Genomic DNA, 14,701 nt, shown 5'->3' with positions numbered 1-14,701 from the left:
ATCACTCCCTTTAGGCGGCTACAGCTTCAACCAGCGCCATATCAGCACTTGTCATTAATTTTTCAATATCGACTAAAATAATCATTCGATCTTCTACTGTGCCTAGACCTAAAATATAAGCCGTATCGAGAACAGAACCAAACTCGGGTGCAGCTCGCAATTGATCCTTAGCTAAAGTCATTACATCTGAAACGCCATCAACAACAATGCCCATGGTACGCTGGGAAACGTTGATAATAATTACCACGGTAAACTGATCATAAATAACATTACCCAAACCAAATTTAATTCTTAAATCCACAATAGGCACAATATTGCCACGCAAATTGATAACGCCTTTAATAAAACTGGGTGAATTCGCAATACCTGTTACCGCATCATAACCACGAATTTCCTGCACCTTGAGAATATCAATGCCATACTCTTCTTTACCCAGAGCAAAAACGAGTAACTCCCGGTTAGCATCATCCTCTTTAATTAAATGATCCATCACATCGACTCCTTATGCGGCAAGGGGTATTAAATTCGGCGAAGATACTTGCTGCGCCATTTGCACTAAAGCGGCTACATCTAAAATAAAGGCAACATGCCCATCACCCATAATGGTTGCGCCAGCAACACCTGCGACCCGGCGATAATTAGTTTCTAAATTTTTAACCACGACTTGATGCTGACCCAATAAATTATCAACAAACAGTGCAATTTTTTGCCCCTCTGCTTCTAAAATAATGGCAATTCCATCTTCAAATGAATTGACTTTAGATGGCAAATTAAAAATTTCATACAAAGCAATTAAAGGTAAATATTCGCCTCGCACGTTAATCACATTACCTCGCCCAGCCATGCCTTTTATATCCGCCATTCGCGGCTGCAAAGATTCGACAATAAATGTCAATGGAATAATATAAAGTTCATCCGACGCTGCAATCGACATCCCATCTAAAATGGCTAACGTTAGCGGCAAGCGCACACTAATTGTGGAGCCAATCCCTGCCATTGATTGGATTTCCACGCGCCCCCCCATCGACTGGATATTTTTACGCACCACATCCATCCCAACACCTCGACCTGATACGTCTGTGACTTCGGCTGCAGTCGAAAATCCGGCCTCAAAAATCAGCATCCAAACTTCAGAATCAGGCATTGAGTCGCTCACATTCAACCCGCGCTCTTTAGCCTTGGCTAAGATACGTTCACGATTTAGCCCAGCGCCATCATCACTGACCTCAATCACGATATTGCCACCCTGGTGAAAAGCCTTGAGCGTCAAATTCCCTTGAGCTGGTTTACCCTTGGCTAATCGAACTTCGGGCGTTTCAAGTCCATGATCAAGGCTATTGCGCACTAGGTGCGTCATTGGATCAGATAGCTTTTCAATGAACCCTTTATCGAGCTCAGTGTTTTCACCAATCATTCGCAGTTCAACTTGCTTATTAAGCTTGCCCGCCAAATCTCGAACGAGTCGCGGATAACGATTAAACACGAATGAAATTGGCATCATCCGAATCGACATGACCGACTCTTGCAATTCCCGTGTATTGCGCTCTAATTGCGCCACACCAGACAATAATTTTTCATGCAAAACCGGATCGAGTTGCAATGCATTTTGCGCTAGCATCGACTGAGTTATAACAAGCTCGCCCACCAAGTTGAGTAGCTGATCGACTTTCTCAACACTGACCCGAATCGAGGTATCACTTTTATCGCCAATCGGCGCTTTATCTACAACAACTCGGTCACTACTCCGTCGATTTAATTCAGGAACGATAGGTACAGCAACCTCAGGAGCAGGATTGACGGTGTCATGAGCAGGCAGTGACTCGACAGGGACAAAGAATCCAAAGCCGTTCCCTTCTGTCATCGATTGCTGAATTTCTTTCGCTGGCAATGGAGCGAAAAAGCCATATCCGTCGTCAACCTCAGTATGAGCCGGTAAAGGCTCAAAAAAACCATAGGCTTCATCTGCAGATGAGTTCTCGATTGCAGGTGCAAATAAACCATAGCCTGCATCCGCATCAATATCTGCCAAACAAACACGAACTGGATCAATCAGAAATGACAAAGAATCTAGAACACTCGCACTGGGCTGACTTGAGGCGATGCGAAAACGCCAAGGGCGAACTGCATCGCCGCGTTCATAATCAATCATTTCACCGTGACTACTTAGCTCACGTAACACCGCAACCATATCAAACTCATCACCGGCGGCGATTTCAATGACCAACCGTGAACAGATCAAATCAGCTTTATTTTCATTTGAGAAACTAGTCAACTCACGTGTTACTTGCGCGATTGCTTCTGGCGTCACCTCACCTTGACCACGATGAGCTGCCAGCATCCCCTGCAATACATCCCCTGTACGCAAGAAAACGTCAACCATTTCTGGACGCAGCTGAGTTTCATGCTTGCGAATTCGATCCAGCAAATTTTCAAGGATGTGAGTAACTTCTGTGAGATCAGTAAACCCGAAGGTCGCTGCACCGCCTTTTATCGAGTGCGCGGCACGAAAAATGGCATTTAATTCTTCCGCATCTGGGTTTGCAACATTCAATCTGAGTAACAACGCCTCAAGATTTGCCAAATGCTCAGCAGCCTCATCAAAAAACACTGCAATGAACTGACTCATATCAATTGTCATGGCCAACTCCTAGCTACTGCTGATTTAACCAATGACTTTGCGAACAACTTCCAGCAGTTTTTGCGGATCAAACGGCTTAACTAACCATCCCGTAGCCCCCACCGCACGACCTTGTTGCTTCATCGTATCGCTGGATTCTGTAGTCAACATCAAAATTGGGGTGCTAGTATATTGAGGCAATGCGCGAACGGTACGAATAAGAGTAAGTCCATCCATACCTGGCATGTTTTGGTCCGTTAAAATCAAATCCACTTGCTGAGTTTTAGCTTGTGTAACCCCCGCATTCCCATCCGCGGCTTCAACCACCTCATAGCCAGCACTTTTTAATGTGAAAGCGACCATTTGCCGAATTGAAGTTGAATCATCGACCGTAAGTACTTTCTTCGCCATATCTCCCCCCTGATAATGAATCAACTCACTTAGGCCGAGCACACAGCAACAACGAAATCAGCACTAAGCCTGAAGCATAAAATGCAAGTTGACTGATACACAGCAAAACGTCTTGTATCTTTCATCGTTTATGCACAGAAATTACTATAGACAAAATTACGAATAGCGCAGGAGAAAATTACTAGAAAACAGGAAGCAACTGATAAGAAAAGAAACTATTGATAAAAATCACGCACCAGCAAAAATTTGGCAGGTATACAGACAGAGTCAAATTTAAACAGTCTATTCAAGAAGATACCCTACGATCAAGATTTTCTTACAATCAATCGAACAAGTAATAGTCTAATAGACAAAGCCTTGATTTGATGCCGTACTTTTATAACAACACCATACCAACTCAAAATTTGATTTTTAACAAGTACACGGAGGAGAAAATGAAAGAATCAAGAAACCAAACAATTAGGGATTAGTTTGAGGAGCGTAATAAACCTCAACCTCATTACCAATCCCAATATAATTAACATGCAACGCCAACGCTTTAACTAAAGATATACCACGACCAAATGAAAACAGTGGTTTTTCATTTTCAGTATCACCATATGTTTTCGACCAGTTAAAACCAGGTCCGCTGTCTTTGACTCGAATACGAAGCACCTCTTGACCACGTAAAATGACACCCATTAAATCAATTTCAATACGTCCCTCTTGCAATGCTTGCAAGCGGTGCATGCGCTCAGTCAAATAATATTCCATTCCCTCTGAATCTTGTTTGACCTTTGAATCCATTCCCAAAAGACCGTGATCAACAGCGTTCAAAAACAACTCCGTGAGAATCAAAAACACATCGGAATGGGATCCTGCTAATGATTTGATTTCTTTAACAAAAGTCATCATAAAAGGGATCGTATTAACATACTTTAACTCTGCAGCAGTCAGCACCAGCGTATATCGCCAATTACTTTCGCTTCTGGTCGCAAAATCAGCGGTTAATAGTTGACTCATATCAGCAGATAAGACATTGGCAATTCGCTGTTCACGCTTAGCCGAGCAACCAAAATTAGCCAATACCAAAGAAACATCATCATGATGCTTCTCTTGCTTTAAAAAGTCAGCAAACTGATCTTTAAAAAAATCAATCTGCTTAATCTCAACGGGCTTTTTCAGGAGTGCTAATAAACGTTGCACACCAAACTCTTCCCCGCTGATATTTCTAGCTTCGACCAAACCATCCGAATAGGCCACAACATAACCCGATCCATTCGAATAAAAACGATCCGGTGAAAAATCCATCGAATGAGATGGTACGATGCCCAGTGGTAAATTCTTTGAACGACACTCAGAAATCACATCACCAAATTCATTGAGCAAAAAAACGGTTGGCATGCCGCCATTCCAAACCTCAATGCACGCAGCGGCTTCATCAATTGAAATCAGAGTAACGCAAACAAAACGGCCAACCGGCAGCACTTGGCGAACTTTCTCATTCATCTCCAGCAAAATATCGCCAATAGCATAGCCTTTCTCGGTCATACTATAAAAAGGCTGCGTCAATGGAAGCACATTAAGTGCGGCGGTCAACCCATGACCAATACCATCCGCAAGCATCACATGAAGCGCTTGGCCTGGAGTTCGGGCAGAAGCGATTAAATCACCAGACAAGCTTTCTGCTGGAGACAACAAATACTGTAATTGTGGGTCAGATAAACGCTCAGAATTAACTAATTGCTCCATTAAATGTCGAACAACTCGCTTTTCTTCTTCTGCATTTTCGTAATAATCAGCAAGCCGCTCGGACTGCTCACGGACTTTGCGGTTTAACTCCAATGTCCTATTAAAAGCCTTGAGCTTAGCCTCAAGCACTCGAAAATTAACAGGCTTGTTAATATAGTCATCAGCACCACGCTCGATCGCATCCGCCAGTGCATTTTCTTCGCCAATTCCTGTAACAAAGACAATCGGTACCCAGCGCTCACCAGACTCTTCTTTGATTAAAATGGCCGCTTCAGGTCCAGACATAATGGGCATCATTACGTCCATAAGAACCAAATCTGGTTGCTCCAAGCGACACTGCTCAACAGCTTCGAGTCCATTTCTAGCTAAAACTGCATGATGTCCTAAGGCCTCAACAAAGCGCGAAATCAGCAATAAAATAGCTTCAGTGTCGTCAACGACCAAGATTTTCATTTCGATCAACTTACCTAATCGTGAAAATCTTACCAAAACATGCGATTTCCAGAACTTGTTTAACGGTGTCACGACAATTCACAAGCGCCAAACTTTTACTGGCTGCGGAAATTTTTTCCTTCAGTAGCAACAGCATCCCTAGCGCTGAACTGTCCAGGTAATTTACATTTTGAAAATCAACCAAAACCTCTTTAATTTCGGGGTTGGCAATCAGGGTTTCGCACACCTGACGAAACTCTCGATGGGCGCTAAAATCAAATTGTCCAGAAAGAATTACACGGCCAACATTACCCTCTATTTGCACGGTAGGCGTCATACGAATTAACCTTTTAAACTTTTAGTAAATTTTTTAGGTTTGGCCTTAATCGCTCGATTTCAATACGCAAAACGACCAAACAAAACAACTTCATTCACACCTTAGTTGCCGCTGTCGCTAGTGGCAAGCAAATCTTAAAAGAACTCCCTAAATCACGCTTAGATTCAACACTTATCTCACCGCCATACGACGAAACGAGATTTCTAACAATCGCCAAACCTAAACCTGTACCGTCTTTGCGAGTAGTGAAGAACGGCTCAAATAAGCGCTCTTTAACTTCATCTAACATACCACAACCCGCGTCTCTCACTTCTAAAACCAGTACATCATTAACAACCATAGCCTCACAGCAAACCAACTGACCCGGATTTGAGGCAATCAGCGCATTTTCAAGTAAGTTAACTAAACAGCCAGAAAACTCTCGTGCATTTACTTTAACCCAAATTGGCTCCTCCACCCCATTTACAGTTAAACGAACGCTTTTAGACTCAAACTGAGGTAACACGTGCTGTACAGCATCTTGAATCACAACTCGAACATCTAACACCTCGGTCAATTGTTGCTGCCCACGCACAAATCTCAACATATTTTGAATTAGCGTTTCTAAATGTCGTAAACGATCCAGCGATTTTTGTGCAAATCGAATCCGATCGTGATCAGACAATTGAGGACGATACAAATGAGCGTTGTATAACAGCGCAGTAGAAAGAGGCGTCCTCAATTGATGCGCAAGTCCAGCGGCCATCTCCCCCATCGCGGCGAGTCGCTCATGACGCGCCAAGGCTCCCCTCATCTCATACGCAGCAGTTACATCTTGAAGTAACACCAAGCGTACACGCTCTTCAGGTACATCCACCTCCTCAAATAATAAATAAGAACTTTTACCCTCTGTCCGATATTCAGAGACTCCAGGCTCAAGAGTCAAATGCATACATTCAGCCACAAGCTGTGGCCACACCCAATCTCCCTCACAAGCCAAAATTTTCTTTGCCGCCAAATTTTGTGCCAAGACATTCCCATTTGAATCCAACTCAAGAACACCTGCGGGGAGACGATCTAACAATAAGCGCAAACGCCTTGACAAGGCTGACTTTTCATTAAATTCACTAAGTAACTTTCCGTTTGCAACTTCAAGCTGCTCCGTCAAAGTGATTACCTGCCCTTGTAAATCAGCATATGCCAAAGATAGTTGCTCTGACGCCGCGGTAAATAAGGCAAAGGCTTCTTCTAAATTTCGTGGATCAATTGAATCATCTTGAGCATTCATGGATAACTATCCTTGTTGCATTTGCGAATATGCATTATAAAGATTTCACAAAGATGGATTAAAGATGCATGCATATCGCGCTTCCGCCTTTAATAATCAGGCACTTTGCAAAAAATATTATTTTATCGCTGCATCTTTGCAATCCTAAGCCGATAATGCAGTATTCATTTACCCTTAGCCGCTTGGAGTAGAGTCGTGTCAGACCTTCTAAAAAATATCGACGCCCGTACCAAATTGGCAGGGACCAACAAACTTGAAATTTTACTCTTCACATTGGGCCTAGACCAAAGATCAGGCAGAAGAGAAACATTTGGAATTAATGTATTCAAAGTTCGCGAAGTAATGCGAACCCCTGATATCACCCAAGCCCCCGATATGCCATCTTCGGTAGAGGGCATGGTGAGCTTACGTGGAGTTTTGGTTCCTGTCATCGATCTAGCAAAATACGCCGGCATCATCACAGATAGCAAGCCTGAGATTATGGTCGTTTCAGAATATAACGGTCACACTCAAGGCTTCTTAGTTGAGGCCGTAGACACAATTCTTCGCCTGGACTGGTCGGTAATGCGTGTTCCGCCTGATATGCTGACGATGCAAATGGGGGGCTTAGTTACAGCAGTGACCGAGTTAGAAAGTGGTAAATTGGTTATGATGCTGGACGTCGAAAAAGTGCTTGCAGAAACCACACAAAAGAGTAATACGATTGATACCGCAGCAGTGATTTGCGATGCGAGTATCAGCCATAAAACTGTATTTTTTGCTGATGACTCTTTAGTTGCACGCAGTCAAATTGAGCAAACTCTAGATGCAATGAACGTTCATCACATGCACGCAATTAACGGCAAAAGAGCATGGGACGAACTACTAAAGCTAGCCAAGTCAGCGGAAGTTCAGGGAAAAATGGTTAAAGACTTAGTTCACTTAGTTTTAACCGATGTAGAAATGCCCGAAATGGATGGCTATATGCTCACTAAACAAATCAAAAGTGACCCTCGTTTTGTAGGGATCCCTGTATTAATGCATTCATCCTTATCAGGCCTCTCCAACCAAAAATTAGGCCAATCCGTTGGCGTGGATGGTTATGTAGCAAAATTTGAACCTCACAAACTTTCAGAAAGCATAATGAATTTCTTGCGTCGTGAATAAACCACCACGCCAAAAGCACAACGACGAGGTCCCCCATGAGCAAACCACCACAAGCAAACTTACTAGACACTGTAGATGCTCGCACCAAATTAGCGGGCTCAAACAAAATGGAAATTCTGCTGTTCTCATTAGGGACTCGCGAAATCTTTGGTATTAATGTTTTTAAAGTTAGGGAAGTTTCCCAAACACCAAAGATCACCAAAACGCCTAATATGCCACACGGCGTAGAAGGTGTTTTATCTCTGCGTGGGAACATTATTCCAGTTATTTCGTTAGCACGATTTATCGCTACAAATGAAGAGCCTGCGAGCGATGCTACCAGCACAATGATTGTCACTGAATTCTCAAAGCATACCCAAGCGTTTTTAGTCCATGACGTTGACCGCATTATACGAGTAGATTGGGATAAGGTTCGTGCTCCTGAAAATATGCTAGCGGGTAATCAAGCACTAATTACGGCAATTACCGAGCTTCCTGATGGCAAGCTAGTCTCCATCCTCGATGTCGAGCAAATTCTAGCCACCGTAATTGGTGAGCCAATTATTCCAGACCTCCCGACTACGACAATTCACCCCGAAACCTTCATGTTTTTTGTTGATGATTCGATGGTTGCAAGGAAAGAAATTATCAGTGTTTTGGATAAAATTGGCATCAAATACCACCAAGCAAACAATGGCAAAGAAGCTTGGGATAAGCTGCAAAATTTAGCTAATCGAGCTGTTCATGATGGCGAAAGTTTGCGAGACAAACTAAAATTAATATTAGTAGATGCTGAAATGCCAGAAATGGATGGATATGTATTAACAAAACATATTAAGTCTGACCATCGGTTTAAAGGCATTCCAGTTGTTATGCATTCATCACTATCATCAAATGCCAATAGAGCAATGGGCGCTAGTGTAGGCGTTGACGCTTATGTTGCAAAATTTGATGCGCTGATTTTAGCAGACACGCTTTCACCGATGCTGAGCAGCCAAAGCTAGCTCAGATCTTCAATTTTTTGTTGCACCTTATATATCGCGACTATCAATTTTTGATATCGCTAATGGAGTTAAGTTATGGCAGATCAGAACATGCGTTTTCTCGTGGTGGATGACTTCTCCACTATGCGTCGCATCGTCCGGAATCTTCTAAAAGAGCTCGGTTTCACCAATGTGGATGAAGCTGAAGATGGGCAAGTTGCGCTTCACAAATTAAAAAATGGCCAGTTTGAATTCGTAGTTACAGACTGGAATATGCCAAATATGACTGGCATTGAATTACTTAGAGCAATCCGTGCAGATACGCAATTAAAGCACTTGCCTGTTTTAATGGTCACAGCAGAAGCAAAGAAAGAAAATATTATTGAGGCCGCCACAGCAGGGGCTAGCGGTTATGTCGTAAAACCTTTTACTGCTGCCACATTAGATGAAAAGCTGAAGAAAATTTTTGCAAATATGCCAAAGTAAAATTCAGCACCATAACACACGAAAGCAGGAGGCACTGTGAGCGATAATGCATTAAACAACGGGGATTCGCCCGATCTTGAAGCGCTATTTGACAGTATAGTTCAGTCAAACTCAATTGAAACGAGCACACTAGAATCCGCAGCTAAGCCAGCACAAGAGCCTGCAACGGCAATGGCTGAACCTGCTAAATCCATGTTTTCGCACATTGGGCAGCTTACCAGAAAACTACACGATACTCTGCGTGAACTGGGACTGGATAAATCACTAGAGTCTGCTGCTGCATCAATTCCTGATGCAAGAGACCGTTTATCGTATGTCGCAACTATGACTGAACAAGCAGCAGAACGAACTTTAAATGCATTAGATATTGCAAAGCCACTTCAAGATAGTATTACCGAAAGCTCAAAGCAGCTCTCTACTGAATGGGATAAATTCTATAACCACAAATTAAGTGTCGATGAATTCAAGCATCTAGTTGCACGTACTCGAGCCCATTTAGCCAACACAGCACAACAGTCAGAACAAGTAAGCACTCAAATGCTGGAAATTATGATGGCGCAAGATTTCCAAGACTTAACGGGTCAAGTAATAAAGCGTGTACTCAGCATGGCAAAAGACATGGAAAGTCATTTACTCGATTTTCTTCTTATGTTCAATCCACAAGGTCCATCTAAGATAGACGATGCTAGCCTACTGAATGGGCCAGTGGTAAGTGCTGAAGGACGTACAGATATAGTTACCAACCAAGAGCAAGTTGATGACTTGCTAGAAAGCCTCGGCTTCTAAGGTCTTTTCTGCATAAAAGGGGTACACCATGAGTGGTTTCGGCGGAATGGAAGACCTATTACAGGACTTCTTAACAGAATCCTCAGAGCTCCTATCTGAGGTTGACAATAAACTTGTTGAACTAGAAAAACGTCCAGATGACAAAGCACTTTTGAATGACATTTTTCGTGGCTTCCACACAATCAAAGGTGGCGCCGGGTTTTTAAATGTTGATTCTATGGTTAGTCTTTGCCACAGAACAGAAAATCTGTTTGATAAGCTTAGGAATGCTGAACTCACTCTTGATCCAGAAATAATGGATGAAATCCTAGCTGCAACAGGTGTTGTTCGAGAAATGTTTGGAGAAATGTCACAAGGCAGGCAACCCTCGCCTGCAGATCCGGCACTCCTAAAAGCGCTGGATGATGTCTTAGAAGGCCGAAAAGCAGAAGCCGCCACGACGACAAGCGCTCCAGAGCAAACCGTCCCAGCAGAATCAGCGACTAAAACAGAAACGACAGAACCAGATTGGCCTAATTTGTACAATGCACTATTGGGAGAGAATGCCGCCCCAACACAAGCGAAAGTTCAAGCTGCAAAGGTTGTTGAAGAAAAAGAAATTGTGCAAATAGAAGAAACAAGCACTCCCACGACATTCTTAGAACCAATGCAGAGCCTTAAACCCGCTCCAGCCGCGGCAAATAACGTGAGAGCCCAAGCAAACACACAACAGCTTGCAACTCAAGAAACAACGATCCGTATTGATACTGTACGACTAGATCAAGTTCTTAACTTATCAGGCGAAATTGGGCTAACAAAAAATCGACTCACCACCCTCCGAGCTGACATTATGTCAGGGAAAATGGATGGAGTAACATTAAAGGCTCTAGACGAAGCAATAGGTCAACTGGACCTGCTTGTTGGCGACTTGCAAAACGCAGTAATGAAAACACGCATGCAGCCGATTGGTCGTCTATTCCAAAAATATCCTCGTCTTGCGCGTGATTTAGCACGTCAAATGGGGAAGGATGTTGAGCTTGTGATTTCCGGAGAAGAAACCGAGCTAGATAAAACCATGCTTGAGGATTTAAATGATCCTTTAGTTCACCTTGTACGTAATGCCGTTGATCATGGTGTAGAAACAACTGACGAACGTGTTGCTAGTGGCAAACCAGCGAAAGCGGTGGTGGAGCTGACTGCTACTCAGGTTGGCGACCATATTCGGATTGAAATTATTGACGATGGTCGAGGAATGCGGCCAGATGTAATTCGTCGTAAAGCGATTGAAAAAGGCCTTATCGACATTGAAACAGCAAACAGCCTAGATGACAAACAAAGTTTGCAATTAATTTTCCTGCCCGGCTTTTCAACCAAGGATCAAATTTCGAGCGTATCTGGCCGTGGCGTGGGAATGGATGTAGTAAAAACCAACATTCAAAAACTAAATGGTCGTGTTGATATTCAATCAACTGTTGGCGAAGGTTCACGTTTTACAATATCTTTACCACTTACATTAGCAATCCTACCGGTACTAGTGGTCAAGGTATGTGACCAACCGTTTGCCGTTCCTCTTGCAATGGTCAGAGAAATTATCACTATCAGACAAGAGCAAGTTCAAGAGGTCTCTGGCAGAGCAACAATCGTTGTTCGTGATGAAATTTTATCTGTGCGCTCTTTAGCACATTTAATAGGGTGGAATGAGGTGCAACTGCCACAGTTTGGAGTGCTGATGCAATCAGCAGAACATTCCTTTATTTTGGCTGTGGACAGTTTTATCGGCAGAGACGATGTTGTTATTAAACCATTACAAAATATTCGTCCCAAAGGCGTTGCTGGTGCCACGCTATCTGGTGATGGCTCGATTGTATTAGTCTTAGACATGGAAGACTTACTCGCATCAGACACAGCAGATTCTGCAGCAATTAAAACATCAAGATTCATTGAACAACTGAATTAATATAAGTTTCTACTACAATAAACATCCTCACTTGGAGCACGGCGTATACGCCTGTTAGCCTGAATATGACGCAAGAACATGCTTTTATTGGTCGCCAGCCTATTCTAAATCGCCAACAGCAGATTATTGGCTACGAGCTATTATTTCGTCTCAACAAAGAATCTGTCTCTGCTGAATTCTCTAGCGATATGCAAGCAGGAACTAATGTACTTGTAAACACAATTTCAAATATGGGTACAGACTGGCTTGTTGGAAGCAAACTTGCATTTATTAACGTAGCTGAATCAATGCTAGAAAGTAATTTTCTAGAACTACTACAACCACAACGTGTAGTGCTAGAAATTGTTGAATCGACACAACCTAGTGCAGAATTATTAAATCGATTAAAGGATTTACGATCGCAAGGCTTTGGAATTGCGCTTGATGACTTTATTTTGACGCCACAAACCGCGCCAATGATTGAGTTTGCTAACTACATAAAATTAGACATACAGCAATTAGGAATAGCTCAAGTACCAGTACTTTCAAAAGAATTAAGACGTCACCCGATCCTTCAGGTTGCAGAAAAAGTAGAAACAAAAGATGAATTCAAGCAATGCTTAGACATCGGGATGGATTGCTTCCAGGGTTATTATTTTGCTCATCCTGAAACTCTATCAGCAAAAGTAATTAACCCTGGCTATGCAAACATTCTTCAGCTGCTAAATATGTTGCGCAATAATGCAGAGATTCGAGATATTGAAAATGCACTAAAACGAGATGTTGCTCTATCATTTAAATTGCTGCGCTACATAAACTCAGCAGGATTTGGCTTATCTTGTGAAATTCAATCCTTTAGACATGCCGTTACCATTTTAGGATACCAAAAACTCTACAGATGGCTCACATTACTACTGGTAACTGCAGGAGCAGAAACAGGAAGTCCACCAGCTTTACTAAAAACAGCAGTAACACGCGGTCGACTTGTTGAATTGTTAGGAAGCCATCTATTAGATGGTCAAGACAAAGACAATCTCTTTATTGTTGGGATGTTCTCGCTATTAGATGTACTTCTCGATATGCCCATGGATAAAATCCTTGAAACACTTATTTTGCCTGAGTCTGTAAGTGATGCTTTAATGGAGCACAGTGGCATTTATGGGCCATTCCTAGAACTAGCAGAAGCTTGTGAGGACCCAGAAATGGCCGAAGTACCGCGTCTATGTGAGCAGCTACAAATCACTCCTGACATGCTAAACCGATCACACGTTCAAGCGCTAAATTGGGTTGAAGAATTAGGTGTTTAATTTTCCGTGAAAACAAAAGCCCTGTATTTTCTATGGGGCTTTTTAATGCCACTCAAAGACATATTGAGTATATATTACTATAGCAAACCGCCACCAATAGCTAGGGTAATCCCCCCAGAAATTAAGCGTGATTAGAAGTAGAATTTTCTCCCATCAGCACCGAGGAAGTTCAACATGAAAGCATCACGTTTTTCAGACAGCCAAATCATCGCCATTCTTAAGCAGGCCGAAGGCGGTTCACCTGTGCCCGAGTTGTGCCGCGAGCATGGTTTTAGCTCCGCCACCTTTTACAAGTGGCGCGCCAAATTCGGCGGCATGGATGCCTCGCTGATGGCGCGGCTTAAAGAGCTTGAAGACGAAAATCGGCGACTCAAAAAAATGTATGCCGAAGAACGCCTCAAAGCCGAGATTGTGAAAGAGGCGCTCGAAAAAAAGTGGTAAAGCCATCTCAGCGACGTGAGATGGCGCAGCAAGCGGTTCAGCATCGTGGCGTTAGTATTGGCTTGGCCTGCCAGGCTTTTGGTATCAGCCAAACTTGTTATCGCTACCAATCTCGGCAATCTGCGATCAACGATCAGATTGCCGATCACCTGATACGATTGACCCACAATCAGCGCAACTGGGGATTCGGACTATGCTTTTTGCACCTCCGCAACGTCAAAGGATTTCGCTGGAATCACAAACGGGTGTACCGGATTTATCGAGAACTGGAATTAAATCTGCGCATCAAACCCAAACGCCGCATAGAGCGCGCCAAACCTGAGCCGTTGGCGGTACCTGAAGCTGCGAACGAGTGTTGGTCAATGGATTTCATGCACGATCAGTTGGCCGATGGGCGCAGCATCCGGTTATTTAATGTCATTGACGATTTCAATCGTGAAGCGCTGGCGATGGAGATTGATTTATCGCTGCCAGCAGAACGAGTCATCCGGGCGCTCAATCAAGTGCTCGAATGGCGAGGTCAGCCCAAAGCCATTCGCTGTGACAATGGCCCTGAATATATCAGCCAAAAGGTCAAAGACTGGGCAGAAAAGTTGGGCATTCGGCTAGAGTATATCCAGCCTGGTAATCCACAGCAGAATGCCTATGTGGAGCGTTACAACCGGACCGTGCGCTACGATTGGCTCAATCACTACCAATTCGAATCGGTCGCTGAAATGCAAGAATTCGCGACCGATTGGGTATGGAGTTACAACAATGAACGGCCGAATATGGCTTTGGGTGGCATCACCTCGAAACAGAAGTTAGCATTAGCAGCTTAACCTTCTACTTCTAACCTCGTTTAAAAACGGGGGGATTACCAC

General features: G+C 43.3%; 13 protein-coding genes. 7 read left to right on the top strand and 6 right to left on the bottom strand.

Translation table 11 applies throughout. The features are described from left to right. Positions 1-10: 10 nt before the first annotated feature. The 6 genes from GM173_RS15500 to GM173_RS15475 all read right to left on the bottom strand — a co-directional run bounded on the left by GM173_RS15500 (position 11) and on the right by GM173_RS15475 (position 6,795). A complete protein-coding gene (locus tag GM173_RS15500; RefSeq protein WP_203572301.1) occupies positions 11-490 on the bottom strand; it encodes a chemotaxis protein CheW in 480 nt (159 codons plus the stop codon). A 12-nt stretch (positions 491-502) separates the two neighbouring features. Then, entirely contained in the window at positions 503-2,638 is a 2,136-nt protein-coding gene (locus tag GM173_RS15495; protein ID WP_203572300.1) for a chemotaxis protein CheW, read from the bottom strand. 24 nt (positions 2,639-2,662) lie between these two features. Continuing rightward, the gene (locus tag GM173_RS15490) at positions 2,663-3,028 is read right to left on the bottom strand and encodes a response regulator (protein WP_203572299.1); all 366 of its coding nucleotides are present in this window, start codon (positions 3,026-3,028) and stop codon (positions 2,663-2,665) included. 459 nt (positions 3,029-3,487) lie between these two features. Next, positions 3,488-5,212 (bottom strand): ATP-binding SpoIIE family protein phosphatase, encoded by a 1,725-nt coding sequence (locus tag GM173_RS15485; RefSeq protein ID WP_203572298.1) that lies wholly within the window; start codon positions 5,210-5,212, stop codon positions 3,488-3,490. Between the two features lie 10 nt (positions 5,213-5,222). Continuing rightward, positions 5,223-5,528: an STAS domain-containing protein gene (locus tag GM173_RS15480; RefSeq protein WP_027469239.1), complete on the bottom strand. Its 306-nt coding sequence runs from the start codon at positions 5,526-5,528 to the stop codon at positions 5,223-5,225. A 94-nt stretch (positions 5,529-5,622) separates the two neighbouring features. Then, positions 5,623-6,795, bottom strand: a complete 1,173-nt coding sequence (locus tag GM173_RS15475; protein WP_203572297.1) for a sensor histidine kinase — start codon at positions 6,793-6,795, stop codon at positions 5,623-5,625. A gap of 195 nt (positions 6,796-6,990) precedes the next feature. Between GM173_RS15475 and GM173_RS15470 the strand changes: the two genes are divergently transcribed. From GM173_RS15470 to GM173_RS15440, 7 genes are all read left to right on the top strand, one after another. Beyond that, positions 6,991-7,941, top strand: coding sequence for a chemotaxis protein (locus GM173_RS15470; RefSeq protein ID WP_203572296.1), 951 nt, complete (start codon positions 6,991-6,993; stop codon positions 7,939-7,941). Between the two features lie 35 nt (positions 7,942-7,976). Then, entirely contained in the window at positions 7,977-8,924 is a 948-nt protein-coding gene (locus tag GM173_RS15465) for a chemotaxis protein (protein ID WP_203572295.1), read from the top strand. 75 nt (positions 8,925-8,999) lie between these two features. Beyond that, the gene (gene cheY, locus GM173_RS15460) at positions 9,000-9,389 is read left to right on the top strand and encodes a chemotaxis response regulator CheY (protein WP_203572294.1); all 390 of its coding nucleotides are present in this window, start codon (positions 9,000-9,002) and stop codon (positions 9,387-9,389) included. Positions 9,390-9,425: 36 nt separating this feature from the next. Further along, entirely contained in the window at positions 9,426-10,175 is a 750-nt protein-coding gene (gene cheZ / locus GM173_RS15455) for a protein phosphatase CheZ (RefSeq protein ID WP_203572293.1), read from the top strand. A gap of 28 nt (positions 10,176-10,203) precedes the next feature. Continuing rightward, positions 10,204-12,111 carry a chemotaxis protein CheA gene (locus GM173_RS15450; protein WP_203572292.1) on the top strand — a complete coding sequence of 636 codons (1,908 nt, stop codon included), beginning with the start codon at positions 10,204-10,206 and terminating at the stop codon, positions 12,109-12,111. Positions 12,112-12,176: 65 nt separating this feature from the next. Beyond that, positions 12,177-13,397 (top strand): EAL and HDOD domain-containing protein, encoded by a 1,221-nt coding sequence (locus GM173_RS15445; RefSeq protein ID WP_203572291.1) that lies wholly within the window; start codon positions 12,177-12,179, stop codon positions 13,395-13,397. A 174-nt stretch (positions 13,398-13,571) separates the two neighbouring features. After that, positions 13,572-14,659 (top strand): IS3 family transposase gene (locus GM173_RS15440; RefSeq protein WP_203572290.1). Its coding sequence is split into 2 segments (ribosomal slippage): positions 13,572-13,824 and positions 13,824-14,659, totalling 1,089 coding nucleotides; the frame shifts between segments, so codons are not numbered across the junction. Positions 14,660-14,701 lie beyond the last annotated feature (42 nt).

Source organism: Deefgea chitinilytica, from assembly GCF_016881405.1.
Lineage (GTDB): Bacteria > Pseudomonadota > Gammaproteobacteria > Burkholderiales > Chitinibacteraceae > Deefgea > Deefgea chitinilytica.
Note: the sequence above shows the minus strand (reverse complement) of the source record. Positions and strands in the feature narration are given on the sequence as shown.

Excerpts from the sequence above, each read along its gene's own strand:
- GM173_RS15445 (WP_203572291.1), top strand. The coding sequence starts at position 12,177 with ATGACGCAAGAACATGCTTTTATTGGTCGCCAGCCTATTCTAAATCGC.
- GM173_RS15500 (WP_203572301.1), bottom strand. The coding sequence starts at position 490 with ATGGATCATTTAATTAAAGAGGATGATGCTAACCGGGAGTTACTCGTT.
- GM173_RS15480 (WP_027469239.1), bottom strand. The coding sequence starts at position 5,528 with ATGACGCCTACCGTGCAAATAGAGGGTAATGTTGGCCGTGTAATTCTT.
- GM173_RS15465 (WP_203572295.1), top strand. The coding sequence starts at position 7,977 with ATGAGCAAACCACCACAAGCAAACTTACTAGACACTGTAGATGCTCGC.
- GM173_RS15450 (WP_203572292.1), top strand. The coding sequence starts at position 10,204 with ATGAGTGGTTTCGGCGGAATGGAAGACCTATTACAGGACTTCTTAACA.
- GM173_RS15485 (WP_203572298.1), bottom strand. The coding sequence starts at position 5,212 with ATGAAAATCTTGGTCGTTGACGACACTGAAGCTATTTTATTGCTGATT.
- cheY (WP_203572294.1), top strand. The coding sequence starts at position 9,000 with ATGGCAGATCAGAACATGCGTTTTCTCGTGGTGGATGACTTCTCCACT.
- GM173_RS15490 (WP_203572299.1), bottom strand. The coding sequence starts at position 3,028 with ATGGCGAAGAAAGTACTTACGGTCGATGATTCAACTTCAATTCGGCAA.
- GM173_RS15495 (WP_203572300.1), bottom strand. The coding sequence starts at position 2,638 with ATGACAATTGATATGAGTCAGTTCATTGCAGTGTTTTTTGATGAGGCT.
- GM173_RS15475 (WP_203572297.1), bottom strand. The coding sequence starts at position 6,795 with ATGAATGCTCAAGATGATTCAATTGATCCACGAAATTTAGAAGAAGCC.